Raw genomic sequence first — 1,286 nt, 5'->3', positions numbered from 1 at the left:
GTGTATGTACCGGAGACATGGTGGACACATGTTCGGAGACATGGTGGACGGTTTTAGATCTTCTTACCTGCCGTAACGATCTGCAAGTTCAAGTCGATTCGGGCAATACGATGTCTACTCCAGTAGACATCGTGGATGCCATCTTCCGTCGTTTCCCGGATAGCTACTGACCTCCCATAAAAAGCTTTTCCGACTGTGTATTCACGGTTCCGCCAGTAGATCTCGCCCTTCACCTGAACCTTCCTGACCACATCCCCATCGTCGTACTCCGGCACCGCGGGTTGCTCCTGATATTCCCGTGGGCTGCTGCTGTAGCGAGTAGCAGGCACCTGCATGTCCAACGCTTGATGTGGACGCTTCTGGTTGTAGATATCACGCCAGATATCAAACGCCCGTTGTGCACCGTTGAGATCAATAAAATGTCGGTCTCGCAGGACTTCATTTTTCAGGCTGCGGTGGAAGCGTTCCAGCTTTCCTTGGGTTTGCGGATGATAAGGTCGAGAGTGCCCGACCTTGATGCCCTGACTCATCAGCCAGACCTCCAGCGCGGTATAAACGCCAGTCTGGTCACCCCAGGGTGAACCGTTGTCCATCGTCATGCGCAAAGGCAGACCATGACGCCGAAAGACCCGGATTAGATGCTCCTGAACGGTTTCACGTCGCTCATCGAGGCAGGCCGCGATACACAGCGAAAACCGCGAATGATCGTCCAGTATCGTCAACGGATGGCAACGTCCCTGAGCCAGGCTGATATGGCCCTTGAAGTCCATCTGCCAAAGATCGTTGGGCGCTTCATGCTCGAAGCGGATAAACGGTTTAATCTCAGCGGCCTTTGAATCAACGCGTGAATGACGCTGTAAAACCGCATGCACGGTACTGACCGAAGGCATTACTACGCCGCTGTCTTCCAGCACACGTTTGAGCTTGCGAGCGCCCCAAGCCGCGTATTCCTCACTCACGGTCAGAATCTGCTGCTCAACCTCTTCAGCGCAGCGTTTGGGTGACGTCTTCGGTCGTCGAGACTGATCGATCAAGCCCTCTGCACCTGAAGTTTCAAACCTGTTGAGCCATTTGTAGGCAGTGCTTGGGCTGATATTGAATCGGCGGCAAAGCTGCCGGACATTGGCTCCTTCTTGCCGAGCCAAATGCACAAACTCTGAACGAAGCTGCACGGTGGACACCTCTTCCCAGGACACAGGTCATCTCCTTGGTGATGAGCAATGTGTCTATTAAAAAGTGTCCACCATGTCTCCGAACACCTGTCCACCATGTCTCCGGTACATACA

General features: G+C 53.7%; 1 protein-coding gene. It reads right to left on the bottom strand.

The window, feature by feature from the left end; genetic code table 11:
• Positions 1 to 53: 53 nt before the first annotated feature.
• Positions 54 to 1,196: an IS481 family transposase gene (locus AC3WMT_RS30830; protein ID WP_103307433.1), complete on the bottom strand. Its 1,143-nt coding sequence runs from the start codon at positions 1,194 to 1,196 to the stop codon at positions 54 to 56.
• Positions 1,197 to 1,286 lie beyond the last annotated feature (90 nt).

Source organism: Pseudomonas sp. FW305-7 (assembly GCF_058786735.1).
This window is presented reverse-complemented; position numbering and strand designations above follow the sequence as displayed.